The 25,806-nt window shown below is 71.1% G+C and carries 29 protein-coding genes; 18 read left to right on the top strand and 11 right to left on the bottom strand.

The genetic code is table 11. From position 1 onward, the window contains the following. The first annotated feature begins 143 nt into the window (after positions 1-143). The 5 genes from EV186_RS34300 to EV186_RS34280 all read left to right on the top strand — a co-directional run bounded on the left by EV186_RS34300 (position 144) and on the right by EV186_RS34280 (position 4,084). The gene (locus tag EV186_RS34300; protein ID WP_133853652.1) at positions 144-1,148 is read left to right on the top strand and encodes a hypothetical protein; all 1,005 of its coding nucleotides are present in this window, start codon (positions 144-146) and stop codon (positions 1,146-1,148) included. 2 nt (positions 1,149-1,150) lie between these two features. Next, positions 1,151-1,777, top strand: coding sequence for a hypothetical protein (locus EV186_RS34295; RefSeq protein WP_133853651.1), 627 nt, complete (start codon positions 1,151-1,153; stop codon positions 1,775-1,777). Between the two features lie 56 nt (positions 1,778-1,833). Next, a complete protein-coding gene (locus tag EV186_RS34290) occupies positions 1,834-2,490 on the top strand; it encodes an HD domain-containing protein (protein WP_133853650.1) in 657 nt (218 codons plus the stop codon). A gap of 202 nt (positions 2,491-2,692) precedes the next feature. Then, positions 2,693-3,118, top strand: coding sequence for a peptide-methionine (R)-S-oxide reductase MsrB (gene msrB / locus EV186_RS34285; protein WP_133853799.1), 426 nt, complete (start codon positions 2,693-2,695; stop codon positions 3,116-3,118). A gap of 210 nt (positions 3,119-3,328) precedes the next feature. Beyond that, entirely contained in the window at positions 3,329-4,084 is a 756-nt protein-coding gene (locus EV186_RS34280; protein ID WP_133853649.1) for a TIGR04222 domain-containing membrane protein, read from the top strand. 52 nt (positions 4,085-4,136) lie between these two features. Here the strand turns inward: EV186_RS34280 and EV186_RS34275 are convergent, their stop codons facing one another. The 4 genes from EV186_RS34275 to hemQ all read right to left on the bottom strand — a co-directional run bounded on the left by EV186_RS34275 (position 4,137) and on the right by hemQ (position 7,034). Beyond that, positions 4,137-4,754, bottom strand: a complete 618-nt coding sequence (locus tag EV186_RS34275; protein WP_243754445.1) for a VOC family protein — start codon at positions 4,752-4,754, stop codon at positions 4,137-4,139. A 48-nt stretch (positions 4,755-4,802) separates the two neighbouring features. Beyond that, positions 4,803-4,910: a VOC family protein gene (locus EV186_RS40880; protein ID WP_424983926.1), complete on the bottom strand. Its 108-nt coding sequence runs from the start codon at positions 4,908-4,910 to the stop codon at positions 4,803-4,805. 79 nt (positions 4,911-4,989) lie between these two features. Continuing rightward, entirely contained in the window at positions 4,990-6,345 is a 1,356-nt protein-coding gene (locus tag EV186_RS34270) for a CoA transferase (protein WP_133853648.1), read from the bottom strand. Further along, entirely contained in the window at positions 6,342-7,034 is a 693-nt protein-coding gene (gene hemQ, locus EV186_RS34265) for a hydrogen peroxide-dependent heme synthase (RefSeq protein WP_133853647.1), read from the bottom strand. Before hemQ ends, EV186_RS34270 begins: the two co-directional genes overlap by 4 nt. Before the next feature lie 63 nt (positions 7,035-7,097). Here hemQ and EV186_RS34260 point away from each other — a divergent pair, with 63 nt between their 5' ends. Then, positions 7,098-7,529, top strand: a complete 432-nt coding sequence (locus tag EV186_RS34260) for a PPOX class F420-dependent oxidoreductase (RefSeq protein WP_133853646.1) — start codon at positions 7,098-7,100, stop codon at positions 7,527-7,529. A gap of 14 nt (positions 7,530-7,543) precedes the next feature. On the opposite strand, the gene hemG is transcribed toward EV186_RS34260, so the two are convergent. Both hemG and hemE read right to left on the bottom strand, forming a co-directional pair. After that, positions 7,544-8,938, bottom strand: a complete 1,395-nt coding sequence (gene hemG / locus EV186_RS34255) for a protoporphyrinogen oxidase (RefSeq protein WP_133853645.1) — start codon at positions 8,936-8,938, stop codon at positions 7,544-7,546. Further along, positions 8,935-9,969, bottom strand: a complete 1,035-nt coding sequence (gene hemE, locus EV186_RS34250; protein WP_133853644.1) for a uroporphyrinogen decarboxylase — start codon at positions 9,967-9,969, stop codon at positions 8,935-8,937. The genes hemG and hemE overlap by 4 nt, the downstream gene beginning before the upstream one ends. Before the next feature lie 112 nt (positions 9,970-10,081). Here hemE and EV186_RS34245 point away from each other — a divergent pair, with 112 nt between their 5' ends. Both EV186_RS34245 and EV186_RS34240 read left to right on the top strand, forming a co-directional pair. Then, positions 10,082-10,648, top strand: coding sequence for a DUF3000 domain-containing protein (locus EV186_RS34245; RefSeq protein WP_133853643.1), 567 nt, complete (start codon positions 10,082-10,084; stop codon positions 10,646-10,648). A gap of 40 nt (positions 10,649-10,688) precedes the next feature. Beyond that, the gene (locus EV186_RS34240; RefSeq protein ID WP_133853642.1) at positions 10,689-11,324 is read left to right on the top strand and encodes a type 1 glutamine amidotransferase family protein; all 636 of its coding nucleotides are present in this window, start codon (positions 10,689-10,691) and stop codon (positions 11,322-11,324) included. A gap of 239 nt (positions 11,325-11,563) precedes the next feature. On the opposite strand, the gene EV186_RS34235 is transcribed toward EV186_RS34240, so the two are convergent. Continuing rightward, a complete protein-coding gene (locus EV186_RS34235; protein ID WP_133853641.1) occupies positions 11,564-12,724 on the bottom strand; it encodes a dipeptidase in 1,161 nt (386 codons plus the stop codon). A 258-nt stretch (positions 12,725-12,982) separates the two neighbouring features. On the opposite strand from EV186_RS34235, the gene EV186_RS34230 reads away from it, so the two are divergent. Together EV186_RS34230 and EV186_RS34225 are read left to right on the top strand one after the other, a co-directional pair. Then, the gene (locus EV186_RS34230) at positions 12,983-13,699 is read left to right on the top strand and encodes a response regulator (RefSeq protein WP_133853640.1); all 717 of its coding nucleotides are present in this window, start codon (positions 12,983-12,985) and stop codon (positions 13,697-13,699) included. A 114-nt stretch (positions 13,700-13,813) separates the two neighbouring features. Further along, positions 13,814-15,067 carry a ribonuclease D gene (locus EV186_RS34225; RefSeq protein ID WP_243754444.1) on the top strand — a complete coding sequence of 418 codons (1,254 nt, stop codon included), beginning with the start codon at positions 13,814-13,816 and terminating at the stop codon, positions 15,065-15,067. Positions 15,068-15,084: 17 nt separating this feature from the next. Here the strand turns inward: EV186_RS34225 and EV186_RS34220 are convergent, their stop codons facing one another. Beyond that, positions 15,085-15,810, bottom strand: a complete 726-nt coding sequence (locus tag EV186_RS34220) for an enoyl-CoA hydratase/isomerase family protein (RefSeq protein ID WP_133853639.1) — start codon at positions 15,808-15,810, stop codon at positions 15,085-15,087. 19 nt (positions 15,811-15,829) lie between these two features. Next, positions 15,830-16,369, bottom strand: coding sequence for an NUDIX hydrolase (locus EV186_RS34215; protein ID WP_133853638.1), 540 nt, complete (start codon positions 16,367-16,369; stop codon positions 15,830-15,832). A 139-nt stretch (positions 16,370-16,508) separates the two neighbouring features. Here EV186_RS34215 and EV186_RS34210 point away from each other — a divergent pair, with 139 nt between their 5' ends. The 6 genes from EV186_RS34210 (at position 16,509) to EV186_RS34185 (ending at position 23,039) form a co-directional block, all read left to right on the top strand. Beyond that, complete coding sequence (locus EV186_RS34210; protein ID WP_133853637.1) at positions 16,509-17,726, top strand: thiolase family protein; 1,218 nt, start codon at positions 16,509-16,511, stop codon at positions 17,724-17,726. Further along, positions 17,723-19,846, top strand: coding sequence for a 3-hydroxyacyl-CoA dehydrogenase NAD-binding domain-containing protein (locus EV186_RS34205; RefSeq protein ID WP_133853636.1), 2,124 nt, complete (start codon positions 17,723-17,725; stop codon positions 19,844-19,846). The genes EV186_RS34210 and EV186_RS34205 overlap by 4 nt, the downstream gene beginning before the upstream one ends. Before the next feature lie 59 nt (positions 19,847-19,905). After that, entirely contained in the window at positions 19,906-20,727 is an 822-nt protein-coding gene (locus EV186_RS34200) for a DUF72 domain-containing protein (protein WP_133853635.1), read from the top strand. Continuing rightward, the gene (locus tag EV186_RS34195) at positions 20,724-21,095 is read left to right on the top strand and encodes an HNH endonuclease (RefSeq protein ID WP_243754443.1); all 372 of its coding nucleotides are present in this window, start codon (positions 20,724-20,726) and stop codon (positions 21,093-21,095) included. The genes EV186_RS34200 and EV186_RS34195 overlap by 4 nt, the downstream gene beginning before the upstream one ends. Before the next feature lie 93 nt (positions 21,096-21,188). Continuing rightward, a complete protein-coding gene (locus tag EV186_RS34190; RefSeq protein WP_133853634.1) occupies positions 21,189-22,142 on the top strand; it encodes a hypothetical protein in 954 nt (317 codons plus the stop codon). Positions 22,143-22,175: 33 nt separating this feature from the next. Further along, positions 22,176-23,039, top strand: a complete 864-nt coding sequence (locus EV186_RS34185; RefSeq protein WP_133853633.1) for a hypothetical protein — start codon at positions 22,176-22,178, stop codon at positions 23,037-23,039. Here EV186_RS34185 and EV186_RS34180 read toward each other — a convergent pair. Beyond that, a complete protein-coding gene (locus tag EV186_RS34180) occupies positions 23,036-23,758 on the bottom strand; it encodes an AraC family transcriptional regulator (protein WP_166659460.1) in 723 nt (240 codons plus the stop codon). The two genes, EV186_RS34185 and EV186_RS34180, sit on opposite strands and share 4 nt — an antisense overlap. Before the next feature lie 64 nt (positions 23,759-23,822). Here EV186_RS34180 and EV186_RS34175 point away from each other — a divergent pair, with 64 nt between their 5' ends. Beyond that, on the top strand, positions 23,823-24,194 hold the full coding sequence (locus EV186_RS34175; RefSeq protein ID WP_133853631.1) for a VOC family protein: 372 nt from the start codon (positions 23,823-23,825) through the stop codon (positions 24,192-24,194). Positions 24,195-24,231: 37 nt separating this feature from the next. Beyond that, on the top strand, positions 24,232-24,780 hold the full coding sequence (locus EV186_RS34170) for an RNA 2'-phosphotransferase (RefSeq protein ID WP_133853630.1): 549 nt from the start codon (positions 24,232-24,234) through the stop codon (positions 24,778-24,780). A gap of 388 nt (positions 24,781-25,168) precedes the next feature. Here EV186_RS34170 and EV186_RS34165 read toward each other — a convergent pair whose 3' ends face one another. Continuing rightward, the gene (locus EV186_RS34165) at positions 25,169-25,804 is read right to left on the bottom strand and encodes a maleylpyruvate isomerase family mycothiol-dependent enzyme (protein WP_133853629.1); all 636 of its coding nucleotides are present in this window, start codon (positions 25,802-25,804) and stop codon (positions 25,169-25,171) included. Positions 25,805-25,806: the final 2 nt, after the last annotated feature.

Genomic DNA, 25,806 nt, shown 5'->3' with positions numbered 1-25,806 from the left:
CGCTGCCGCCACTCGGCGTACCCCGACGGTCACCCGTTTTCCTTATTCCACCGCGTCAAGTGAGGGCGTAACGTAGCGGTTCGCCTCTCCCCGGGTAACCGTCCGCACTCACACCACCCGCCCCACCGAGGAGGTGTCCCCACTTGTCCGCGGATGCCAAAGGGCTCCGCAGCACCGCACTCCAGGAAATCTTCTGGACCAGGACCGGACTACTGCTGCTCACCCTGGTCGTCATCGCAGGCGGCACACTGCTTGCTTCGAGCTTGATGCCCGTCGGCACCGGCAAGACCCTGGTCTCCGGAGTCGCCACCGGCTCGATGGTCTCGGCGTTCGTCGGGTTCTGGCAGACGCTGATCACGGCGTCGGCCTCGCAGCGCGCGCTCGTCGCCCCTGTGGTCGAGGAAAGCCGGAACGCCTTGCGCGAGCTCTCCGACGAATACCGCTCGTTGAACCAGGAGTTCTTCCCGACGCACGTGTTCGAGGCGAGCGCCGAGCCCGACCCCGCGTTCAACCACCTGCTGATGCGCGACCTGCGTGAGACACGCCAGTACTGGTTCCGTGGCTTCTCGGCCCGCCACGCCGCCGCGCGATTGCTCGTCTCCCAGTCGGAATGGGAGGTGCGCGCGATCATCGCCGACCCTCAGGAAGCGAGCGCCATCAGCGGTCGTGCCAGATACCTGACCCGGCAGGAAGGCGCCGAAGCGAACTACGACGCGGTGCAGCAGCGCCTCCACTTCGATGTCCACATAGGACTGGTCGGGTTGTACCTGGCCCGCACCCGGTGCACGCGGGTGGACATCACCGTGGTGACCGATCCTCCGCTCGACCGGGTGGAGATGTTCGACGACAGCGTGTGGATCACCCTCTACAGCGACACGGGCGGCGCGATCGGCCTGTTCCCGCGATCGCTGCGGTTCTCCGGCAACTCGTTCCTCTACACGATGGAGCGCGCCGAGTTCAGCCGGATCAGCAATTCCCGCTACGGCAGGCACTTCCTCATCACCCCGGAGACCGACCGCAACGACTTCCGTGCGTTGTTCGAGCAGGTGACCGGCCGCGCGCTGAGCGAGGAGGACTTCGCCGAGTTGGAGACCAAGTTCCACGAGTTCCGCAAGGAGTTCGCCATGCTTGCCGAACTGAGGAGGTAGCGGTGCCGACCACCCTGCCCGCTCTGGCCGACCTCGCCGAGCGGATCGGCACCGACACGGCGCCCTGGTCCTTGGTGCACAAGCGGTTCCGGTCGTGGATCGAGCGGCCCGGCCTGCGCGAGACGCTGGGCACGCACCTGCGCGGCCTGCCACCGGACGAGGCGCAAGCGGTCAAAGCGCGGTCGCGCGAGACCACCACGCACTTTGCGTGGTGCCTGCGCGACCGTCCGGGTGAACCGTTCACTTTTTGGTTGCACGAATACAAGCCCCAACGGGACTGGCTGCCCGGTTACGCGGACTCCGTGCACAACCACAGGTACCACTTCTGCACCACGATCCTGTCCGGCGGCTACCGGCACGAGCGTTTCGACGCCTACATCGACCCAGCCGTGGAACTGGTGACGGCGGTGCGCCTGACCTGCGGCGACTCCTACGCCACGGGCGCGAGCGGGTACTTGCTCGCCGACGAATTCCACCGCATTCCGCACGCGTGCGACGGCACGATGACGTTTCTTGTCAAATCGAGACCGGTCACCACCAGCAGCCTGTCGTTCGACCCCGCGACGGGGCTCGGACACCGCCATGTACCCGTGGAATCGAGGTTGACAACTCTCGCGGAACGGCTCTAGTCACCTACTATTCACCCCACCCGGCCGTGACCTGGCCGGGGCCGGGAGGGGTGGAGATGACTCGCGCTCGAACGGCCCTACCAACCTTGGGCCGAGCCCACATCACCGCGGTGCAGGCCGCCGTCCGCGACCTGTGCCACAGATATGCCCGCAAGCTGCCGTTCCACGGCTGGCACCACGTGAGCTTCGTGCGCTCGAAGGCGGTGGAGTTCGCCCGCGCCAACAACTCGAACGTGCCGGTGGTGGAAACGGCGGCGCTCGTGCACGACGTGAACTACCTGGTGCGCCGCAACTCGGACGCCTCGGCGGGTCGCGGGCTGCGGATGAACCTGCTCGCCGACGCCGGCGTCGACTGGGACACCGCGAGCTGGATCGACGAGATCGTCGACGAGGCCGAGATGCGCACGCGCCACCGCGACATCTCGCTGGAAGCGCAGGCCCTCAGCGACGCGGACACGTTGTTCAAGGCGCTGCCGGTGACCCCGGTGGTGCTCGCGCACCGGTACCTGATCGAGAACGGGATCAGCCTGCGCGAACTCGCCAGCAAGATCGTCGGCGAGCAGGTGGAGAAGCAGGACGACGGCTACTACTTCTACAACCCGCAAGCCGCCGCGACCTACACCGGCTGGGCCGAGGCCAACCTGCGCCTGTGGCAGTGCATCCACGAATCGCTGGACGACCCCACGGTGGAGGAGCTGCTGGCCGCCATCTGACGGTGCCGGCCGGCCGCACCCACCGCCGCGATGGACGGTGCCGGATGGTCGCGCTCCGCGCTCCAGGCCGATCGCCTTCAAGGCGACGTCGAGTACGCCCGCCGTGCGATCCAGTACCACCGGAGCTGGGGCGGGCGCACTCGACACCGCCACGATCGACGGTCGTGGCGCACGCGGTTAACGTGGAGGCATGAAGCACGCCATGAAGCCCGTTGTCGGCGCCACCCCCCGGGTCGTCAAGTCCGAGCAGGAGTGGCGGGCCGAGCTGAACCCGACCGAGTTCGCCGTCCTGCGCGAGGGCGCCACCGAACCGGCCTGGACCGGCGAGTACGTCGACACCAAGACGACCGGTGTCTACGAGTGCCGGGCGTGCGGCGCGGAGCTGTTCCGCAGCGACGCCAAGTTCGAGTCGCACTGCGGGTGGCCGTCGTTCTTCACCCCGCTCGCCGGCGAGTCGGTGGTGCTGCGCGAGGACCGCGGGTTCGGGATGGTGCGCACGGAGGTGCTGTGCGCGAGCTGCCACAGCCACCTGGGCCACGTGTTCGAGGGTGAGGGCTACGCCACCCCCACCGACCAGCGCTACTGCATCAACAGCGTGTCGATCAAGCTCGTGCCCGACGAGTCCTGACCAGGCCCGGCCGGCACCGCGGCGAATGCCGCATCGGGGGCGGTCCACGCCCCTGATGCGGCATTCGTCGCCAAGACTCCCTAATTCTCTCCTGGCGGATCCCTAAATCTTGCTCAAGGAATCTTGTCGACCCTTGTGACGCCGAACACGATGGTGGCTCGCCGAGCTGGCTGACCGTGTGGACGGGAGCAGGGACGGGGGTCGATACCGATGCAGCAGGAATGGGGCATCGCGGACGTCGACTTCCTGCGCCTGTACGCGGTCGGACTGGCCCTGGCGTTGCTCGTCGCGTTCGCCGCGCGCATCCTCGTGCGCGCGCCGGAGGCGACCGGCACGCCGGTGCCGGACCGGCTCGACGAGGACGAGGCGGCCTACCTGCGTGGTGGGCCCCGCCTCACGGTCGAGACCGCCATCGCGCGGCTCATCGACCGAGGTCAGCTGCAGGTGCGTGCCACAGGCGCCCTGCTGGTGACCGGCGAGGCTTGTTCACACGAGCCCGGCGCCTGTGCCATCGGCCTCATCGGCCGCGACACAGGCGGCGATGTGGGAACAAGCCTCGACCGCGCGGCCGGCACCGGCCCCGTCGACCAGACCGTGGTGCGGGCAGCGAGCCGGCCCGACGCGGGCACCACGTCCTCCGTCATCGACCAGGTCATCAGGTCCGAAGCGCTGTCACAGCTGCGCGATCGCCTGGTGCGCAAGGGGTTGCTGGTCGAGACACGCAGGGCGGTGCCACGCGTGCGGCACGCGCTTGTCCCGCTGTGCCTGCTGTTCGCAGTGGGCGCGGCACGGTGGGTCGGCGGGGTCGGCGACGGCCGCCTGGACGTGGCGCTCACGTTCGCGCTGCTGATCACGGCGCTCATGGCGCGCACACTGGTCGACTTCCGCCCCGGCCCGACGTTCCTCGGCGCACGGCTGCTCGCCGAGCGGGACGCGGCACGGGTGAACCTGAGGCGGGTGCACTGAGACCTCCGGCCGGTGGCACGGCACGACCCTGCCACCGGCCGAGGCCCGAACCTCAGGCTCCTGGCGTGGACATCACCGAGAAGACCGCGCCCTGGTCGTCGGCGAGCCGGGCCATCCGCCCGTACGGGCTGTCGCGCGGGCCGTCCACGAGGGTGCCGCCGAGTTCCTGGGTCTTGGCAACCGCCGCGTCGGTGTCGCGCACGCCGAAGTACACGCCCCACACCGCCGGTGCCTCAGCGGGGGTGTCCGCGGGATACGCGCCGATGCCGCCGGACGGGTCGCCCGACGTGGCGAACGTGGCGTACTGAAAGCCCTCGGCGCTCAGGTCGGTGTAGGAGTAGCCGAACACCTCGGCGTAGAACTTCTGGTTGTCCTCGAAGTTGCGGGTCACGTTCTCGTTCCACACCAACGCACCCGGCGCGTTCGCCAGCTGCCCGCCGGTGTGCGTGCCCGCCTCCCAGATGCCGAACACCGCGCCGCCCGGATCCGCGTAGATGCCCATCTTGCCGACGCCGGACACGTCCATGACCGGCATCATCACCGTGCCACCGGCCGCCTGGATCTTGGTCTCGGTGGCCGCGGCGTCCTCGGTGGCGATGTACGTCGTCCAGGCCACGGGCTGCTCCGGCGACTGCTGCGGCACGATCCCGGCGACCAGCCGGCCGTCCACCGATGCGTTGGTGTAGCCGGCGAACTCCTCCGGGCCGACCTCGGTCGTTCAGCCGAGCAACTCGCCGTAGAACTTGCGTGCCTTTTCCAGGTCCGGCACGGAAACATCGACCCAGCAGGGCGTCCCTGCGGGCCACGGGGTGTCGCGAGTGATCATCGAACTGCCTCCATCTGTCTCATCGCGACGGCAGGCTAAACCCCGGCACTGACAGAAACCACGGGCCAAGGTCCGCGCTTCACCAGTTCGGGTCGTCGCTGCCCGGCAGGTGCGGCCCGTGCCGGTAGAACGCCGGCGCGCCCGGCAGCGACCCGGGCACCCGCACGTGCGTGACGGTGCCGAACGCGCTGTCCACATCGGCCAGCAAGCCGGTCAGGTCCGGCGATCCCGTTGGTGCGACGTCGATCCGGCCGAGCTGGTCGAGCCAGAGCGCGGTGCGCGCGAGCGAGAGCCGGACCTGCCACGACCCGCCGAGCAGCCCGCGCCGCTGCAGCACGCTGATCACGGCGAAGGCCGCGAGCCAGCCGGTGCCGTGGTCCAGCGCCTGCGCCGGCAGCGGCGTCGGCTCGTCCGCGCCGGCCGCGACCGCGCCCTCGGCGGCGATCCCGCACGACATCTGCACGAGGCTGTCGAACCCGCGCCGCGACGCCCACGGCCCGGTGTGCCCGTACGCGGAGAGGTCGACGCCGATGATCCCCGGCCGCAGGGCGGCGAGCTCCTCCATGCCGAAACCCAAGCGCGCCAACGCCCCTGGCCGGTACGACTGGAGGAACACGTCGGCCCCGCGCACCAGCTCACGCAGCTGCTCCGCGCCGGACTCGGTGCTCAGGTCCAGGTGCACCGACCGCTTGCCGAAGCCGGTGTCGACCACCAGCGGCCGCACCGTCGGCCGGTTCGCCGCACTCACGTGCAGCACGTCCGCGCCGTGGGCGGCGAGCACGCGCCCGCACACCGGTCCCGCGATGACGTGGGTCAGGTCGAGCACCTTCACCCCGGTCAGCGGCCACGACGCGTGGTCCAGCCGCCGGGGTGCGGCGTCGGCGACCCGGTCGATCATGATCAACGGTTCGGCCCGCAACGCCTTGCCCTGCGCGTGCGCCTGCCACTGGGTCCGGCCGCGCATGGCCGCCGCGGCACCGCCGGCCGCGACGACGTCGTACTCGACCTCTTCGGCCGCACGCCCGGCCACCGCGTCGGCGACGGCCTCCTTGTCGGCGGCCACGCCCAGCGCGGCGGCGATCGCCTCGGCGTGGTGGGGGTAGTTGGCGTGCAGGCGCACCCAGCCGTCGGCGGCCGCGTAGTCCCCGGAGAGCGGCCCCCACATCGGCAACGGCGCGCCGTCGACCCGCAGGTGCCGTTCGCTGCGGAACGCCTCGGCCGCGTGCGCGAGATCCACCCGCACCGTGCCCGGTTCCCGGCCCCGCGCCTGCAACAACGACGCGGCCGCCATCGTCGTGGCGGCCACCGCCGTGCCCGCGGCGAGAGCGACCCGGAAGGGCCCGGGCAGCACGGTCTCCGCACCGGTGATCGCGACGGCTTCCTCGTCGAACGCCGCGCCGGTGACCTCGGACCAGAGCTGCGCGAGCGGGGTCACGGCAGGGCGGCGACCAGTTCGGCTGGTGCCACCCTCGTGCCCGTGTAGAACGGGACCTCCTCGCGCACGTGCCTGCGGGTCTCGCTGCCACGCAGGTGGCGCATGAGGTCGACGATGCGGTGCAGCTCGTCGGCCTCGAACGCGAGCATCCACTCGTAGTCGCCGAGCGCGAACGACGCGACGGTGTTCGCGCGCACGTCCGGGTAGTCGCGGGCCATCTTGCCGTGCTCGGCCAGCAGCGCGCGCCGCTCGGTCTCCGGCAGCAGGTACCACTCGTACGAGCGGACGAACGGGTACACGCACACGTACCTGCGTGCCTCCTCGCCCGCGAGGAACGCCGGGACGTGGCTGCGGTTGAACTCGGCCGGGCGGTGCAGCGCGACCTGGCTCCACACCGGCGTCGACGCGCGGCCGAGCGCGGTGCGGCGGAAGCCGGCGTAGGCCGCCTGGACCTGCTCGATCTCCTCGGAGTGCCACCAGATCATGTAGTCGGCGTCGGCCCGCAGGCCCGCGACGTCGTAGACACCACGCACGACCACGCCCTTGCCTTCGAGCGCGTCGAGGTACTCGGTCGCCTCGGTGGCCGCGGGACCGCGGTCGTCGGGGAGCTTGCCCGGGTCGGTCCGGAACACCGACCACATGGTGTACCGGATGGTGTCGTTGAGCGCGGCGTAATCGAGGCGAGCCATGCCGCCATCGTCCCACCGATCGCCCGCGCTGCGCTCGACCGGGTGAGACGACACACTCGCACGATGTGGACCATGTCGCGCGACGAGTGGATCGCGTTCGCCAACGACGGCACCCGGACCGGCAAGCTCGCCACCACCAGGGCCGACGGCAGCCCGCACGTCACGCCGGTCTGGTTCCTCGTCGACGAGCCCGGCGAGCACGTCTACTTCAACACGGGCACGAACTCGCTCAAGGGCAAGGCGCTGCGCCGCGACCCCCGGTTCGCCCTCTGCGTCGACCTGCCCGAGCCGCCCTACTCGTTCGTGCAGCTGGAGTGCGCGGCGACCTTGTCCGAGGACGTCGAGGCGATGCTGCCGTGGTCGATCCGGCTCGGCACCCGCTACATGGGCGAAGAGCGTGGCGAGGAGTTCGGCCGGCGCAACGCCGTGCCCGGCGAGTACCTGGTGCGCGGCCGGATCCTGAAGGTCACCGCGCTGGGCGGCATCGCGCAGTGACCGAGCGGGTAGTACTACTGCTTGAGTTCCTGGGCGAGACGCTCGGCGGCGGCCCGTGCGGTGCCGATGCACGCCGGGATGCCGACGCCGTTCAGCGCGGCCCCGGCGATGGCGAGCCGTGGCACCGCCGCGACCGCGCGGCCGATCCTGTCGGCCAGGTCGAGGTGCCCGACGCCGTACTGCGGCAGGCCACCGCCCCAGCGCTGGACCACCGTGTCCAGCGGCCGCGTGGTGATCCCGGTCAGCTCGGCCAGGTCGGCGCGCACGAGGCGGACCAGTTCCTCGTCGTCGGCCTTCAGAGCGCCGGGCTCGCGGTGCCGGCCGACCGAGCCGCGGACCAGCACGGGTCCGCCGCCGCCGAGGTGCGCCCACTTGCGGGCGGAGAACGTGAAAGCCTTGGCCGCGAACGGGGTTCCGTCCGCGTGCCGCTCGCCGCGGCCGATCAGGGTGCCCGAGGACTCCGGCAGCACGGTGTCCGCTGGCAGGGCCAGCCCGACCACCGCCATCGAGGCCACCTCGATCTCGGCGAACGCCGCCGACGCGACCGGCGCCACCGGATCGAGCAGCTTGCGCGCGGCCGGGGCGGGCACCGCGAGCACGACGGCGTCGGCGGTCATCGTCTGTCCGGACGGCACGGAGCCGATGCCCAGGGTCCAGCCGGACTCGTTGTGCCGCAACGACCGCACCGTCACACCACAGTGGACGTCCGCTTTGGACTCCGCGACGAGCGCCGCGACCAGGGACCCGAGACCGCCGCGCAGGGTGCCGAACACCGGAGCCGGGTTCGCCGACGGCTTGGGCAGGGCGGCGGTGGCCGCGGCGGTCAGCGTGGGAGCGCCGTCGTCCAGGGCGGCGGCCAGTTGCGGCACCGTGGCCCGCAGCCCCAGGCCACGCACGCCACCGGCGTAGACGCCGCCGAGCAACGGATCGACCAGCCGGTCGGCCACCTCGGGCCCGAACCGTTCGTCGAGCAGTTCGCCGAGCCCGGCGTCGCGGCCGGTCAGGTCGATCGGCGGCAGGCCGGCTTCTTCGTGCGCGCGACGCAATCCCGCCGGCGACAGGAGGTCTTTCAGCTCATCCGGGTCCGACGGCACGCCGAGCACCGTGCGGCGCGGGATCGCCGCGGTGCGCCCGCCGGCCCGCACCCGCGACGCGACGGGCGCCGGGTGCTCGAGTTCGCCGGTGAGACCCAGTTCGTCCACCAGCGCAAGCGCTTCCGGCCGGCGGGCGAGGAAGGCCTCGGCGCCGACGTCGTAGCAACGGCCGGCGATGGAGACCGTGCGGAGCTTGCCGCCCACCTGGGCGGCCTGCTCCAGCACGGTGATCGTCACGCCGGGACCGAGCAGCGTCCGCAGCCGGTGCGCCGCGGCCAGCCCGGACACTCCCCCGCCGACGACCGCAACTCTCACAGGGAGTGCACCAGTTCGACGACCTTGGTCAGCACGTCCGGGTCGGTGTCGGGCAGCACGCCGTGGCCGAGGTTGAAGATGTGCCCGGCCGCCGCCTTGCCCTCCTCGACGATGCGCCGCACCTCGCGCTCGACCGCGGGCCACCCGGCGAACAGCACGGCCGGATCCAGGTTGCCCTGCACGACCACGTCCGGACCGAGCCGCCGCACCGCGACGTCCAGCGGCAGCCGCCAGTCCACGCCCACCACGTCGGCGCCCGCCTCCCGCATGGCCGGCAGCAGTTCGCTGGTGCCCACTCCGAAGTGGATCTTCGGCACCCCCGTGACCGATTGCAGCACGGCCGTCGAGTGCGGCAGGACGTATTCGCGGTAGTCGCGTTCGGACAGCGCACCGGCCCACGAGTCGAACAGCTGCACGGCGGCGACACCCGCGTCGACCTGGGCCCGCAGGAACGTCCCGGTGATCTGCGCGACCCGCGCGAGCAGGGCGTGCCACACCTCGGGTTCGGCGTGCATCAACGCCTTGGTGCGCTCGTGGTTGCGGCTCGGGCCGCCCTCGACCAGGTAGGAGGCGAGGGTGAACGGCGCGCCCGCGAACCCGATCAGCGGCGTGCCACCCAGCTCGCCGCGCAGCAGGCCGATCCCGTCCAGCACCGGCTGCACCTGCGCGGGGTCCAGCTCGGGCAGGGCCTCGACACCGCGCTTGTCCCGCACCGGTTCGGCGAGCACCGGGCCGGTGCCCGGCACGATGTCGACGTCCACCCCGGCAGCGCGCAACGGCACCACGATGTCGCTGAACAGGACCGCCCCGTCCACCCCGTGCCTGCGCACCGGCTGCATGGTGATCTCGCAGACCATCTCGGGGTTGAAGCAGGCGTCCAGCATCGCCACGCCCTCGCGCAGCTTGCGGTACTCGGGCAGGGAGCGGCCGGCCTGGCGCATGAACCACACGGGGTGGTGCGCGGGTTTCTCACCGCGTGCGGCGGCGAGCAAGGGGGCGGCGGAAAGTGAGGTCACAGGTGTCGCAGTCATGGCGTCTTCATCGTCCCACGCGGACGCACACACCGTCGGTGGGTATCAACGTGACAACGGCCTCGGCGTGGTGCCGTTCTCACTGGGTCGAGTGGTCTTACAGTCACCTGTCGTGACCGCCTCGACCAGCCGCGTACCGGAGCTGTTCCAGCGCGCGGTGTCCGCGCTGAAGTCGGTCCAGCCGCGACCGGAGCTCCAACTGGCCGAGGTGAAGCCGCCGCAGCGGCTCGCGCCGTGGGCGTTCGCGTGCACCGCGGAGGTCACCGGGCCCGCGGACGTCCTGGCCACCGGCCGGCTCGTGCTGCTGCACGACCCCGAGGGCCAGGAGGCGTGGGACGGCGTGCTGCGGGTGGTCGCGTTCGTGCGGGCCGAGCTCGACGCCGAACTGGCCGCGGACCCCTTGCTGCCTTCGGTCGGCTGGTCCTGGCTGACCGACGCGCTCGAGGCGTCCGGGGCGAGCTGGACCGCGCTCGGCGGCACGGTCACCGAGACCTCCTCCGCCCGCTTCGGCGACATCGCCGGGCCCTCGCGCACCGACGACCTCGAACTGCGGGCGTCGTGGACGCCGACCGGCGACGACCTGACCCCGCACGGCGAGGCGTTCTGCGAGCTGATGGCCAGCGTCGTCGGCCTGCCGCCGGTGGGCGTGGCCGCGTTCGGGCTGCGCCGCGACGGCTGAAGCGCCCGGAACTGTCGGTGGCCCGGGCTAGCTTGCGGGCATGGCCAAGAACGCGCACCTCTACGTACTGGACACGCTGGCCGACTGGGAACCCGGCTACCTGCTCGCCGAGCTGAACAGCGGCCGCTACTTCGCCGAGCCGGGCACCAGCCTGCCGGTGCGCACGGTCGGCGCGACCGCCGCACCCGTCCGCACCAAGGGCGGCTTGCGGCTCACGCCCGACCTCACGGTCGCCGAGCTCGACCCGGCCGACAGCGCCGTGCTGGTCCTGCCCGGCGCGGACACGTGGCTGGAGCCCGAGCACGAGCCGATCCTGGCCAAGGCACGGGAGTTCCTGGCCGCGGGCGTGCCGGTCGCCGCCATCTGCGGCGCGACGATCGCGCTCGGCCAAGCGGGCGTGCTCGACGACCGGCCGCACACCAGCAACGATCCGGGCGCCCTGGCCCAGTTCGCCCCGCGCTACCGCGGCGCGGCCCACTACGTGGCCGAACCCGCCGTCGTCGGCGGAGACCTCATCACCGCGACCGGTACGGCACCGGTCGAGTTCACCCGGGCCGTGCTGGACCGGCTGGGCGTTTTGCGCCCTTCCACCCTGCGCGCGTGGCACCGGTTGCAGACCGAGCGGTCGACCGAGAGCTTCGTGGCGTTGATGGACTCGCTGCCGACGCCTGCCTGAGGACGCATCACAGAAGTAAACGCTCGACAACCGCGACTTCAGCGGGTAGTGGGCTGGACCGCCTCCGTGCTGTCAAACGGACATATCGGACCGAGTAATCGGTTGCCGATTGCCGGTTGCCACGCGGAAGTCCGGTAACGGACCTTTGCCGACCGACAAATTTTTACCGGTTGCCAGTATTGATTGGTGGTGACTCACGGTAGAAGTCGTACGCGACGCAACTGAATGCCCCAAGGGGGCTATCGGACGTTTCGGGCAGCGCGTTCGGCCTCTCGGAGTACCCGCAGTGCGTTCCCCCCGGCGAGCTTGACGCAGTCCGACTCGCTCCAGCCGCGGTCCAGCAACGCGTCCAGCAGGACCGGGTAGGTCGAGACGTCGGCCAGCCCGTCGGGCTGCACCGCGACGCCGTCGTAGTCGCCGCCGAGCCCGATGTGGTCGATCCCCGCCACCTCGCGGGCGTGCTCGAGGTGCGCCACGACGTCGTCCACGCCGACCTGCGGTTTCGGCGGGCCGTCGGTCCAGCTCGCGGCGAAGGCGGACCGCTCGGCGATGTCGGCGTGCTTGCGCCCGGCCTTGTCCATCGCCTCGCGCAGCTCGCGGTCCCAGGCCGCGTAGCCGGGCGAGACGAACGGCGGCACGAAGGTGACCATGCAAACGCCGCCTTGGGCCGCCATCGTGGCGAGGACGTCGTCTGGCACGTTTCGCGGGTGGTCCGCGACCGCCCGGCACGAGGAATGGCTGAAGATCACCGGCGCCCGGCTCACCGCCAGCGCGTCGCGCATCGTCGCTGGTGACACGTGGGACAGGTCGACCAGCATGCCGAGGTCGTTCATCTCCTCGACCACGCGCCGGCCGAAGTCGGTGAGTCCGCCGTGAATCGGTTCGTCGGTCGCCGAATCGGCCCAGCCGGTGTTGTCGTTGTGCGTCAAGGTCATGTAGCGAACGCCGAGCCGGTAGAGCGCGCGGAGCACCGCCAGCGAGTCGTCGATGCAGTGCCCACCCTCGGCGCCGAGGAACCCGGCGACCTTCCCCGACTCGAAGAGCTCGACCGCTTCGTCGGCGGTGCCGGCCAGCCCGAGATCGTCGGGATAGCGGTTGACCAGCGCGTACGTCAGCTCGATCTGCTCGAGGACGGCGCTGGTGGCGGCGCCGCCGGTGAACCGGCAGGGCACGTAGACCGACCAGAACTGGATGCCGACGCCGCCCTCGCGCAGTTTCGGCAGGTCGGTGTGCATACCGTCCTGCCGGATCGTCAGGTCGATGTCGAGGGCCTTGGCGAGGTCGATAGGGCCGTCTTCCCCTTGGCGCTCGCGCAGCGCCCAGGGAAGATCGTTGTGACCGTCGACCAACGGAGCGGACTCGAGCAGGCGTCGCGCGTGACTACCCTCTGGGGTGCTCACTTGATGTGAACCTCTTTCATCGTGCCGCAGCACACCGTCGTTAACACCCTTTCGGACAGTCACCTGATCGTGTGACAACCACCGGTCTTAGGTGACAACCCGATCGGATACATACCCGATTGATCGTCCCGCTAACCCGCTTGGGCGGCTAGGCTTCACCCGTCGACACCACTTTCGGCTTATCGGCGGCGCGGCTGATCGGTCGAAAGTCCCGGTGCCGGTCGGGGGGCACGACCGACACTCCAGGGAGGTAGTGACGTGGCTGCCGTCGGCTTAGGTCAGGCCGTTCGAACCACGCCAGCCGGTGCTTTGCCGGCGAACATGGTCCCGCACCCGCGGGAAGAACTGTTCTCGGTGCTGGTGGTCGATGACCATCCGTTGTTGAGGGAGGCGATAGCTGCCCGGCTGACCCAGATGGGCGCGGGCACAGTGCACGAGGCCGCCACGGTGGCCGAGGCGAGGGCTAGGGCGTTGGCCACGGGGCCGTGCGACCTGGCGATCCTCGATCTCGGTTTGCCGGACGGCAGCGGGATCGAGCTGGTCACGGAGCTCCGCAGCCATGGTTGGCCGCGGATCGTCGTGCTGGCTTCGTCCGACGATCCGTACGCGGTGCGTTCGGCTTTCCAAGCAGGGGCGCAGGCCTACCTGCTGAAGTCCGCTTCGCCCGTGGTGGTCACCGACGGCGTGCGCCGGGTGCTCGAAGGCGGCGTGTACGCCGACCCGAGCGTTGCCCCGGTGCTCGCGACCGGCACTCGCGTGCCGGGCACCGACAACACGCCGCGGGAGCTTTCCGCGCGTGAGGTCGAGGTGCTGCAGCTGGTGGCCGACGGTCAGTCGAACAAGGAGATCGGCGAGGCGCTGAACCTTTCCGCGTTGACGGTGAAGTCTCACCTCTCGCGGATCGGGCGCAAGCTCGGCACCGGCGACCGGGCGCAGATGGTCGCGTTGGCCATGCGCGCGGGCGTCATCCGCTGAGCGATCTCGAGGTTCATGGGGACCGGGTGGCCGGGGCAGGCGCGGCCTTGTCACCCGGTATCCATGGACCGGCTTCACCTCCATTGACATGGCAGTGCTCTAGGGTCCTACGCCGTGAGTGATCCCGGCACGGACGCTGAGGCGCGTCCCGAACCCGAGCTGTTGACCGAGCCCAGGGACGGCACCCCCGACGTGGTGACCGACCCAGGCGAGCTGCGGCGAACAGCCGAGGCGATTGCCGCCGGGACCGGACCGATCGCGGTCGACACCGAGCGGGCATCCGGATACCGCTACAGCCAACGGGCCTACCTGGTTCAGGTGCGCCGCGAGGGCGCGGGCACCGCGTTGATCGACCCCATCGCACTCGACGGGCAGGTCGGGCCGCTGGTGGAGGCGCTCACCGGCCCGGAATGGGTGTTGCACGCGGCCTCGCAGGACCTCCCCTGCCTGGCCGAACTCGACTTGCGGCCGAGCGCGCTGTTCGACACCGAACTGGCGGGCCGGCTGGCCGGGTACGACCGGGTCGCGCTGGGCACGATGGTCGAGCAGTTGCTGGGCTACCGGCTGGAGAAGGGCCACGGCGCGGCCGATTGGTCGCGCCGGCCGCTGCCGCGGGCGTGGCTGGACTACGCGGCCCTCGACGTCGAACTGCTGGTGCAACTGCGTGACGTGCTCGTCGAGGAGCTGCGCCGCCAGGGCAAGCTGGACTGGGCGCTCGAGGAGTTCGAGGCCCTGCGCACCGCGGCACCCGCCGCACCGCGCAAGGAGCCGTGGCGGCGGACCTCGGGCATCCACCGCGCCCGCAACCCCCGGGCGCTGGCCGCGGTGCGCGCCCTGTGGCAGGAGCGCGACGCCCTGGCCCGCCAGCGCGACATCGCCCCCGGCCGGGTGCTGCCGGACAGCGCGATCATGCAGGCGGCCACCACCAACCCCAAGGACGACACCGAACTGCTCGCCCTGCCGGTGTTCGGCGGCCGCGCGCAGCGGCGCCTGGTGGGCACGTGGATGCGTGCGTTGCGGTCGGCGGCCGAGCTGACCCGCGCGGAGCTGCCCGAGCAGAGCCCGGCGCACGACGGTCCGCCGCCGGCGAACCGCTGGTCGGACAAGGACCCGGATGCCGCCGCCCGCCTGGCGGCGACCCGGGCCGCGCTGGCCGAGATCGCCGAGGCCCACACCCTGCCGGTGGAGAACCTGCTGCAGCCCGACCTCATGCGCCGCACGTGCTGGGAGCCGCCGGCGGACCTCACGCCCGAGGGCACCGCCGCGGCACTGCGCGCGGGTGGCGCACGGGAGTGGCAGATCGCCCTCGTGGCCGACACGATGAGCCGCACGCTGAAGGTGGCCGCGGAAACCGATTCCGCGAGCTAGCTCAAGTCCACAGTGGACTAACGGCGGCGCAACGACTCCAGGTACGCGGTGATCGCATCGCGTGAGCGGTCCGAGGACCACACCTCGAGCACCTCGGCGTCGGCGCTGTCGTGGGCCGCGATGCGTTCCCACACCGGCTGGCGCAGCTGGCGCTTGCTGAATGCGTACACGTCGGCGGGCACCTCGCCCATCGCGGCGGCCAGCGTCACGGCCGCGCCGAACGCGTCCGGCACCTGCTGGACGAGCCCGATGGCCACCGCGCCGGCGACGTCGAGTGGGGCGGCCGTCAGCACGAGCCGTTCCGCGGCCGGTCCGACGACGTGCCGCATGATCTCGATCGCGGCCGTCGGGAACGGCACGCCGACGCCCAGCTCGGTCAGCCCGATCGTGCCCTGCGACATCAGCCGCACGTCGCACGCGGCGGCGATCACGCAGCCGCCCGCGAGCGCGTGGCCGTTGACCGCCGCGACCACCGGCCCCGGGTGGTCGAACACCGCCAGGAACGCTTCGCTGAGCGCAGGCAGGTACTCCCGGACGTAGTCCGGGCCGCCGTCCACGATCCGCCGCAGGTCGACGCCCGCGCAGAACACCGAGCCGGAACCGGTCAGCACCACCGGTGTACCGGGGTCGAGTTCGCGCATCGCGTCGGTGATCGCCCGCAGCAGTTCCAGGTCCAGGGCGTTGACCTTGCCGTGGGCCAGCCGGACGACCGTGACCCCGGACTGCTCTTCCACGTCGAGCACGTGCGCCTCCTGGTGTCGGTCAGAACAAGCGGTCCACCCGGGACAGAGTCTCGCGGAGGTTGTCCTCGGTCACCAGTTCCCGGGCCTGCGGCAGCTCGACCCAGCGCAGCGGCGCGGTCGGCTTCTCCGGCCGGGCGTCCTCGGGCCGGTCGGTCGCCAGCACGAAGCGCAGATCGGCGTGCTCGTGCGCCGGCTCCGTGCGGCCGGCCGGCACCGGCACCACGACGACGTGCAGCAGGTCCCGGTTCGGCCACGGCCGCAGGTCGCCGAGACCCGTCTCCTCCTGGCCCTCGCGCAGCACGACCTGCAGCGGATCGGTCTCGCCCGGGTCGCCGTGGCCGCCGATCTGCAGCCACGCCGCCATGCGCTGGTGCCAGCGCAGCAGCACCTGGCGGGTCGGCGGGTGCACGACCAGCGCGGACGCGGTGAGGTGCACGGGGTGCTCGCGGGACCACGGGTCCGCGGCGGCGTCGACGAGCGCGCGGACGCGGTCCACGTCGGCGGCCTCGAGGTCGTCGGCGGGTCGGTAGCCGGCCAGCAGGGCCGCGGGAAGAACCACGGTGTCGCAGTCTAGGAGAGCCGGATGTGACTCACTCGACAGCGGGACACCAGTAGTTACCGACCAGTAACAAGGGCTAGAGTGAGGACGTTACCGGCCGGTAGGACCACCGGTCGCGCCAGACGTGAGGAGCACCGCCGTGGCCGAATCCACCGCGCGTGCCGTTCGGAACGTGGTCTTCGTCGACGGTGTCCGCACGCCGTTCGGCAAGGCCGGGCCGAAGGGCATCTACGCCGAGACCCGGGCCGACGACCTGGTCGTCAAGGTGATCAGGGAGCTGCTGCGCCGCCACCCCGAGCTGCCACCCGAGCGCATCGACGACGTCGCGATCGCCGCGACCACCCAGATCGGCGACCAGGGCCTGACCATCGGCCGCACCGCCGCGCTGCTCGCCGGGCTGCCCAAGTCGGTGCCCGGCTACGCCATCGACCGGATGTGCGCGGGCGCCATGACCGCCGTGACCACGATCGCCGGCGGCATCGCGTTCGGCGCCTACGACGTGGCCATCGCGGGCGGCGTCGAGCACATGGGCCGCCACCCGATGGGTGAAGGCGTGGACCCGAACCCGCGGTTCCTGGCCGACAAGCTGGTCGACACCTCCGCGCTGGTGATGGGCCAGACCGCGGAGAACGTGCACGACCGCTACCCCGAGCTGACCAAGGAGCGCTGCGACGCCTACGCCGCGCGCAGCCAGGAGAAGTACGCCGACGCGGTGAAGGCCGGGAAGATCGGCCCCGAGCTGGTGCCGGTCGCGACCCGGCACAGCGAGCTGGGCTGGGGCCTGGCCACCGAGGACGAGCCGCCCCGCCCGGGCACCACGGTCGAGCAACTGGCCACGCTCAAGACGCCGTTCCGCCCGCACGGCCGGGTCACCGCGGGCAACGCGGCCGGCCTCAACGACGGCGCGACCGGCGCGCTGCTGGCCGACGAGGACACCGCCAACGAGCTGGGCCTGCCCGTCGGCATGCGGCTGGTCGGCTACTCCTTCGTCGGCGTCGAGCCCGAGGTGATGGGCATCGGACCCGTGCCGGCCACGGAGAAGGCGCTCGCGAAGACCGGGTTGTCCATTGAGGACATCGGGCTGTTCGAGCTGAACGAGGCGTTCGCCGTCCAGGTGCTCGCGTTCCTCGACCACTTCGGCATCGACCAGGACGACCCGCGCGTCAACCCGTGGGGCGGCGCGATCGCGTGCGGCCACCCGCTCGCGTCGTCGGGGGTGCGGCTGATGATCCAGTTGTCCCGCCAGTTCGCCGAGCACCCCGAGGTGCGCTACGGCCTGACCGCGATGTGCATCGGCATCGGCATGGGCGGCGCCGTGATCTGGGAGAACCCCCATTGGAATGGAGCGGGCCAGTGAGCTTCACACAGGAGCAGGCCAAGGCGGCGTTCCCGGACGAGGTCGTCACCAAGGCGACCACGCGGCTGATCACCGTGCCGGGCGTCGACGGCCAGGTCGCGTTGATCACCCTCGACAACGGCCATGACCACACGCGCCCGTCCACGTTCGGGCCGCAGAGCCTGGTCAGCCTGAACGCGGCGTTCGACGCGGCGGTGGCGGCCAAGCCCGCGGCGATCGCGGTGACCGGCAAGCCGTTCATCTTCGCCGTCGGCGCCGATCTGTCCGGTGTGGAGCAGGTCGCCGACCGCGAACTGGCCAAGCAGATCGCGCAGGCCGGGCACGACGTGTTCCGCCGGTTCACCGAGACCGACATCCCGACCTTCGCCTTCGTCAACGGCGCGGTCATGGGCGGCGGGCTCGAACTGGCGCTCTCGTGCGACTACCGGACGCTCGCGGCGAACGCCGCGGCGATCGCGTTCCCGGAAACGTTCCTGGGCCTGTTCCCCGGCTGGGGCGGCACGCAACTGCTGCCGAACCTGATCGGCGCGGACGCCGCGGTGACCGTGATCATCGAGAACGCGTTGAACCAGAACAAGATGCTCAAGCCGAAGCAGGCGCTCGAGCTGGGCATCGTGGACGCCGTGTTCGAGTCGGCGGACTACCTGGAGCAGTCGCTGCTGTGGCTGGCCAAGGTGCTCGGCGGCGAGATCACCCCGCAGCGCAAGGAAATCGACCGTGGCGACGCGTGGGACGCGGCCCTGACCCGGGCGAAGTCGATTGTGGACGGCAAGACGCACGGCGCGTCGCCCGGTCCGGCCAAGGCGTTGGAACTGCTGGCTTTGGCCCGTGAGAACGACCTCGACCGCGGCTACGCCGCCGAGACCGACGCGCTCGCCGACGTGCTGATGACCGACGAGCTGCGGGCCGGGTTGTACTCGTTCAACCTGACCCAGAAGCGGGCCAAGCGCCCGGCCGGTGCGCCGGACAAGTCGCTGGCCCGGCCGGTGACCAAGGTCGGCATCGTCGGCGCTGGGCTGATGGCGAGCCAGCTGGCGCTGCTCTTCGCGCGCCGCCTGCAGGTGCCGGTGGTGCTCACCGACATCGACCAGGAGCGCGTCGACAAGGGCGTGGGCTACGTGCACGCCGAACTGGACAAGCTGCTGAGCAAGGGCCGGCTGTCCCCCGACGCCACCAACCGGCTCAAGGCCCTGGTCACCGGCTCGCTGGACAAGGCGGCGTTCGCCGACGCGGACTTCGTGATCGAGGCCGTGTTCGAGGAGATGTCGGTCAAGCAGACCGTGTTCGCGCAGGTCGAGGAGCATGTGTCCGACGAGTGCATCCTCGCCACGAACACGTCTTCGCTGTCGGTGTCGGAGATGGCGTCGAAGCTCAAGCACCCGGAGCGGGTGGTGGGCTTCCACTTCTTCAACCCGGTCGCCGTGCTGCCGCTGCTGGAGATCGTGCGCGGCTCCGCCACGGACGACGCCGCGCTGGCGACGGCGTTCGCGGTCGGCAAGTCGCTGAAGAAGTCGTGCGTGCTGGTGAAGGACGCGCCGGCGTTCGTGGTGAACCGGCTGCTGACCCGCTTCCTCGGCGAGGTCATCGGCGCGGTCGACGAGGGCACGCCGTTCGAGGTGGCCGACCGGGCCCTGGAGCCGCTGGGCCTGCCGATGAGCCCGCTGGTGCTGCTGCAACTGGTCGGGCCCGCGGTGGCGTTGCACGTCGCCGAGACCATGCACCGCGCGTTCCCGGACCGGTTCGGCGTCAGCGAGAACATGCGGCGCTTCGTCGAGGCCGGCAAGACCGCGGTGTGGACGTGGGACGCGCAAGGCAACCAGACCGTCGACCCCGAGGTCGCCGCGCTGTGGCAGACCGGGGGGCAGCCGGGCGACCAGCCGTCCACCGAAGTGAAGGTGCGGAAGCGGGCGCTCGGTGCGCTGGCCGAGGAGATCCGGATCATGCTCGACGAGGGCGTGGTCGCCGAGGCCCAGGACATAGACCTGTGCCTGCTGCTCGGCGCGGGCTGGCCGTTCTGGCTGGGCGGCATCACGCCGTACCTGGACCGCGCGGGCGTGTCCGAGAAGATCAACGGCAAGCCGTTCCTGGCTCCGGGAGTCGCTTCCGTTCCCGTCCACTGACCGGTCAGGCGGTGGCCGCCCCGCGCGCGGCCACCGCCTGGGCCAGGCACTATGGCTGGGTGAGCATCCGCATCGGCACCTCGGGGTGGCTGTACCCGCCGTGGCGCGGTGTGTTCTACCCCGAGGGATTAGCGCACCGCCGCGAACTGGAGTACATCTCGCGGCGGGTCAACTCGGTCGAGATCAACGGCTCGTTCTACTCGCTGCAGAAGCCCGACAGCTACCGGCGCTGGGCCGCCGAGACGCCCGAGGACTTCGTGTTCGCGGTCAAGGGCGGCCGGTTCATCACGCACATGAAACGCCTTCGCGAGCCGGAGACCGTGCTCGCCAACTTCTTCGCCTCGGGCCTGCTCGCCCTCGGCCCGAAGCTCGGCCCGATCCTGTGGCAGACACCGGCGAACCTGCAGTTCGACCTCGAGGTGTTCGACCACTTCCTGGGCGTGCTGCCCCGCACCACGACCGAGCTGGCCGCCCTGGCGGCCCGCCACGACGAGCGGCTGGACGGCCGCGCGCTCACCGAAGCCGATGCCGACCGGCCAGTGCGCCACGCCATGGAGGTCCGCCACCCGGGTTTCAAGGACCCGGCGTTCCCCCGCTTGCTGCGTGAGCACGGCGTCGCGTGCGTCCTCGCCGACACCGCGGGCACGTGGCCGGTGTTCGACGAGGTCACCGCCGACTTCGTCTACGTCCGCCTGCACGGCGACAAGGAGCTCTACGCGAGCGGCTACACCCCGGCGGCGCTCGCGCGGTGGGCGAAGCGGATCCGCGGCTGGGCCACCGACCACGACGTCTACGTGTACTTCGACAACGACATGAAGGTCATGGCCCCTCGGGACGCCATGGCGTTGCTGGACCGGCTCGACATCGCGGTGGCGGCATGAACAACCGGAACCTGGGCAGGGCCGACCGGATGACGGTCGTGCTCGAACGCGACGGCACGCACTGCACCTGGTGCGGGCAGGACCTCACCGGGCTCGCCGTCCCGACCACCGACCACCTGATCCCGAAGGTCAAGGGCGGCCCGGCGTGGCTGGAGAACGAAGTCGCCGCGTGCCGGCGGTGCAACGGCCAGCGCGGGCACCTCAGCCCGGCGGAGTGGCTCACCGAGTGCCGGGGCCGCGGGTGGCACCCGGACGCCGAACGCGTGCGCCGGGTGCTGGCGTCGCTGCGGGAGGCCATCGAGGAGCGGGGCGGGCAGCGCAGGGCGCGCCAGTACCTGGCGAGCCAGTTGCGCCGATTAAATTGCTGACCGATACCTGCTCGAAAGCGCAGCCCTTCGCGCACATTTCACTTCCCTCGATTTTCTGTTGAAGGTGTTTTCACCCCCTCTAACATCCCGGCCATGGGAACGATCGAGGATTTCGATTGGGTGGCACAGGACCACCGCGACAAGCTCTCTGGAGGGCTCAGCGCCTGGGGTGACGAATGGCCCGAGCACCTGAGCAGGGTCCTGGACCGGCAGTGGCCGGACTGGCCGGCAGCCGGAGACGCCGCGCGACAGGAATGGCTCGATGCCCGGATCGAGGCCCTGCCGCTGGGCTGGGTGACCGAGGACCAGCGAACACGGTTGGCCGGCATCGCCGATGGCCGCGGCGAGTGGCGTGAGTGGCTGCCGGGCCAGCTCGACGAGTGGTGGCCCGGCTGGGACCAATCCACCCCGGACGAACTCGTGCCCTGGCTCGATCAGGCCCTCGCCGCCCTGCAGCACACCGAGGGAACAGCCAACCCACGCGAGCTGGGCTGGCTCACGGCAGACCAGCAGACGTTCCTCGAGTCTCTGTCGGACCTCCGCGGTGACTGGCACGACTGGCTGCCGGGCCAGCTCGACGAGTGGTGGCCCGGCTGGGACCGATCCACCCCGGACGAACTCGTGCCCTGGGTCAACGAGGCGCTCCCCAGCCTCACGGCCCAAGAGTCCGGCGTGGACACCGGGGTCGAAGACCTCGCCTGGCTGACCGAACAGCACCGCACCCAGCTCGACGAGCTCTACGAGATCCGCGGCGACTGGGCGCAGTGGCTGCCCGGCGAACTGGACGCCCGGTGGCCCGAGTGGCGCCGGTCGACGCCGGACGTCCTCGGTCCGTGGCTGGACGGCATCCTGCCCGGACTGGTCCTGCCGGGCGAGGCGGGCGAGATCCTCGAGCAGGTCGCGAAGCCCGCGCTGGCGGCCCTTTATGCCCGCATCGACGACATGGCCGCCGAAATCGGCATGACCCCCGATGAACTGGCCGCCGAAATCGAGGGATTGCCCAGCGACTTCTTCGCCGAAATCGTGCTCGAAGAACTCGCCGCCTGATCCGACATCCATGAGACGACAAAGGAGGCTGCCGTGAGCGGTCCGAAGAAGGGCACCGTACTGAGCACGGTCGGCAAGTACTTCCGCGAGGAGGTCAAGAACGCCAAGAGCGACGCGCGCCTGGTGTTCGACACCAAGAACGAACTGGACCGGCGCGCGGACGAGAAGGACCTCAAGGACGATCTCGCCAAGGGCATGGTCATGCACCGCCAGCAGGTCAAGGCATCGCCGTTCGGCGACCCGGTCCGGGGCGTGTACCAGGTCGACAGCGGGATCGGCACGACCACCATCGAGGTCGACGGCCTGGACTGGCACGGCATCGCGGCGGGCACGTTCCGCGGTCAGCCGTCGTGGGACGTCGCGGGGGCCCCGCTCGCCCTGATCGGCACCGCGGACATGATCAAAGACTGGCTGTCCGAGAACGCGAACAACTACCTGCTCAACGGCACGATCGAACTCACCGCCGCCAAGTCGCAGGACGCCTACTCCAAGCGCGGCTGGAAGGACCCGTTGGCGCCGACGGTGGTCGTGGACGGCGGACTCTTCCGGCCGTTGTCGAAGCGGAAGCGGTACAACGTGATCAACCCGTTCACCGCTGCGACGAAGATGCTCGCGACGCGGGCGGCGGGGGCGGCGGCCGCGCCCGCCATGACGGGTAACGCCATGACGACCGTGGCCGACGGCGTGGAGATCGCGAACAACGCCAAGGACGCGGTGTCCGACGGTGATTCGGGCGAGGTGAAGTCCGACGAGACGCTGTACATCGTCGAGCTCACCGCGGCCGGCCCGGGTGGCGGCGTGATGTGCCGCAAGGCCGAGGTGGGCGGCAAGGAGTTCTGGTACATCAGGGTCAGCAACGTGGCGCAGAAGGTCCGGGCGATCCTGGCCCGTTCCTAGGCGCTCCACTTCGACGGCGAGGTGCCCAGTTCGGCCCGGAAGGCAGCGCTGAACGCGCTCGGGGTGGCGTATCCCGAGCCCTGGGCCGCGGCGGCCACGGTGGCGCCCGCGGCCAGTTCGCGCACGGCGGCGAGCATGCGGGCGCGTCGGCGCCATTGGCCGAACGTCATGCCGGTCTCGTCGAGGAAGCGGCGTTCCAGCGTGCGCCTGCTGATGCCGATCTCGTTGCACAGCAAGGGCACCGGAAGCTCCATCCGTTTCGTGGCTTCGAGCGCGGCCCGATCGACGGGGAGGGGCAAGACGAGTGCACCGTCCACACGCGACTCGGTGAGCAGGTCGCGCAGCACCGCGATCAGCCTGGCGTGCGCGGGTTCGGCGACCGTCAGCGGAGCCACGGCCACGAGGTGCAGGACCAGCTCACGCAGCAACGGCGGCAGGTCGAGGACCCGCGTTCCGGTGGGCAGCGCGCCCAAGTGGTCGGCCAGGTAGAGCGTGCGCAAGGACGTGCGGTGCACGACCTCCAGCCGATGCTTGATGCCCGCCGGCACCCACAACGCCCGGTGCCTCGGCACGGTCCACGTTCCTGCCTCGGTCCAGGCGGTCAGGACGCCGGTCGAGGCGTAGATCAGCTGGTGCCAGCCCGGCGCCTGGGGCGGCACCAGCGGACCCGCCGGGTGGGTGACCGCGTAGCTGCGGACGTCCGGCTCGGCTTGACGCATATCCGACAGAATCGGCCGCATCGGCGACTGCGCGCAAGGCTTCGGCGCTCCTAGTGTTCGCGGCATGTACGAACTCACGCACTTCGCGATCAACGCCGACGACGTCCAGCAGGCGCGGCGGTTCTACCGGGAGACCTTCGGCTGGGAGTTCAGCGCGTGGGGCCCGCCCGGCTTCTACCGGATCGAGGCCGGCACCCCGGGTGGGCCGGGCGTGACGGCGGCCTTGCAGCAGCGGCGCGACCTCATCCCGGGCCGGCCGGTCGCCGGGTTCGAGAGCACCGTCGCCGTGCCCGACGTGGCGGCGGTGACCGCCGCCGCGCTGGCCGCGGGCGGGCGGGTGCTGATGGACAAGACCACGATCGAGGGCGTCGGCGACCTCGTGTGGCTGGCGGACCCGTCGGACAACGTCGTGGGAGCGATGCGGTACCAGCGGTGAAAACCGGTGGCGCACAGGTGGTTCACTGGGTGGTGAGATGAATGAAACAAAGAAGGTCCGGATTTCCAAGAGGCTGTCGCTGCACCTGCGGCATGCGCCGGACCAGATCGGCATCACCCTGGGACCCGGTGGCTGGGTCCCCGTCGAGGAGTTGTTGAGCGCGCTGGCCCGGCACGGCCTGACCCTCACGCGCGCGGACCTCGACGAAGTCGTGGCGACGAGCGACAAGAAGCGCTTCGCCTTCGACGACACCGGCACCCTGATCCGCGCGAACCAGGGCCACTCGGTCGAGGTCGACCTGGACCTGCCGGTGACCGCACCACCCGCCGTGCTCTACCACGGCACGGTGGACCGCTTCCTGCCCGCGATCGAGCAGGACGGCCTCAAACCGATGCAGCGCCACCACGTGCACCTCTCGCCCACAGTGGACACCGCCCGTGCGGTCGGGGCCCGCCGGGGCAAACCGGTGATCCTGCGCGTGGACGCCGCCGCGATGGCGGCCGCCGGGTTCGAGTTCCGCGTGAGCGCCAACGGGGTGTGGCTCGCGGACACCGTCCCGCCCACCTACCTCACCCGGCTCCCCTGACCGGCGTGTCCCCTCCTCCGGCCCCGCGTGTCCCCTCCTCCGACCCCGCGTGTCCCCTCCTCCGGACCCGCGTGTCCTTGCCCCGAAAGGCTCCACCGCCCACCCCGAGGCCAGACCGCAGCCAACCGCGGCTCGTGGGTTCGGTTTTACACGGGGCACGACGGCCCTGAACTCGCGCGGTGCGGGCGCCTCACCTTCTGCCCGTTTAGCGCCCGCGAGGGCCGTCGTGGGGGTCCCCGTGTCAAACCGAACCCACCCCACAAGACCCAGAACACAACGTGGGACTCAGCCCACGCGAGTGTGGGACACACCCGGTCAGAACGTGGGACACACCCGGTCGGAACGGGGGACACACCCTGCGCGAGTGTGGGACACGCCCGGGTGGGGGTCAGGGCGTCAGGCGGGTGGCCAGGATGGGGGCGCCGGGGCCGGTGAGGGACGGGAGAACGGCGGGCCGGCCGCACACGGCCATCATCAGGTCGGCCGCGCGGCCGGTCAGCTCCGCGCCCGAGCCCCACGTCCGGTCCAGATCCGTCGGAACGAGCTTGATCCCGGCCAACCGTCCTTTGGGGACGAAGCCCGGAGCACGGCCGCTGAGGAAGCCCAGCGCCTCGGCCACCAGCGGCAGCGGCGGGTCGAACGGCAGGCCGAGGGGCAGCCGCATGTCGCCCTCGTGCACCAGCAGGTCGGTCATCGGGCCCACGGCGCCGATGCCGGGCGGGTGCATGCGGTGCCCCGCGTGCTCGCGCAGCGCGCGGGACAACTCCGCCGCCGGGCGCCGCGCCAGCTTGCGAGCGCGCTGGGTGTTGGCCACGTGCGGGCGGAAGCCGCTGCGCACCATCGCCGCGAGGAACGACACGGCCGACGTGGCGGCCGCGGCCACCAGGTGCGCCGCCACCGCCTTCACCGTCCAGCCGGCGCAGAGGCTCGGGGTGGCCAACTGCTTGTCGTCCAAGGAATCCAGCAAGTCCGCGACCGCGCGGCGACGGTCGGCCTGTGCGGCGAACACCGCATCGTCGTCCATGA

The sequence above is a fragment of the Labedaea rhizosphaerae genome, assembly GCF_004362825.1.
Classification (GTDB): Bacteria; Actinomycetota; Actinomycetes; order Mycobacteriales; family Pseudonocardiaceae; genus Labedaea; species Labedaea rhizosphaerae.
The sequence above is the reverse complement of the archived record's forward strand: the minus strand, read 5'-3'. Positions and strand labels throughout refer to the sequence as shown.

Bases quoted from the DNA above. Each gene is read 5' to 3' on its own strand.
- EV186_RS34195 (WP_243754443.1), top strand. From the start codon at position 20,724: ATGAACAACCGGAACCTGGGCAGGGCCGACCGGATGACGGTCGTGCTC.
- EV186_RS34190 (WP_133853634.1), top strand. From the start codon at position 21,189: ATGGGAACGATCGAGGATTTCGATTGGGTGGCACAGGACCACCGCGAC.
- EV186_RS40880 (WP_424983926.1), bottom strand. From the start codon at position 4,910: ATGATCACTCGCGACACCCCGTGGCCCGCAGGGACGCCCTGCTGGGTC.
- hemE (WP_133853644.1), bottom strand. From the start codon at position 9,969: ATGACTGCGACACCTGTGACCTCACTTTCCGCCGCCCCCTTGCTCGCC.
- EV186_RS34165 (WP_133853629.1), bottom strand. From the start codon at position 25,804: ATGGACGACGATGCGGTGTTCGCCGCACAGGCCGACCGTCGCCGCGCG.
- EV186_RS34170 (WP_133853630.1), top strand. From the start codon at position 24,232: ATGAATGAAACAAAGAAGGTCCGGATTTCCAAGAGGCTGTCGCTGCAC.
- EV186_RS34280 (WP_133853649.1), top strand. From the start codon at position 3,329: ATGCAGCAGGAATGGGGCATCGCGGACGTCGACTTCCTGCGCCTGTAC.
- hemQ (WP_133853647.1), bottom strand. From the start codon at position 7,034: ATGGCTCGCCTCGATTACGCCGCGCTCAACGACACCATCCGGTACACC.
- EV186_RS34240 (WP_133853642.1), top strand. From the start codon at position 10,689: ATGGCCAAGAACGCGCACCTCTACGTACTGGACACGCTGGCCGACTGG.
- EV186_RS34175 (WP_133853631.1), top strand. From the start codon at position 23,823: ATGTACGAACTCACGCACTTCGCGATCAACGCCGACGACGTCCAGCAG.
- EV186_RS34290 (WP_133853650.1), top strand. From the start codon at position 1,834: ATGACTCGCGCTCGAACGGCCCTACCAACCTTGGGCCGAGCCCACATC.
- EV186_RS34180 (WP_166659460.1), bottom strand. From the start codon at position 23,758: ATGCGTCAAGCCGAGCCGGACGTCCGCAGCTACGCGGTCACCCACCCG.
- EV186_RS34260 (WP_133853646.1), top strand. From the start codon at position 7,098: ATGTGGACCATGTCGCGCGACGAGTGGATCGCGTTCGCCAACGACGGC.
- msrB (WP_133853799.1), top strand. From the start codon at position 2,693: ATGAAGCCCGTTGTCGGCGCCACCCCCCGGGTCGTCAAGTCCGAGCAG.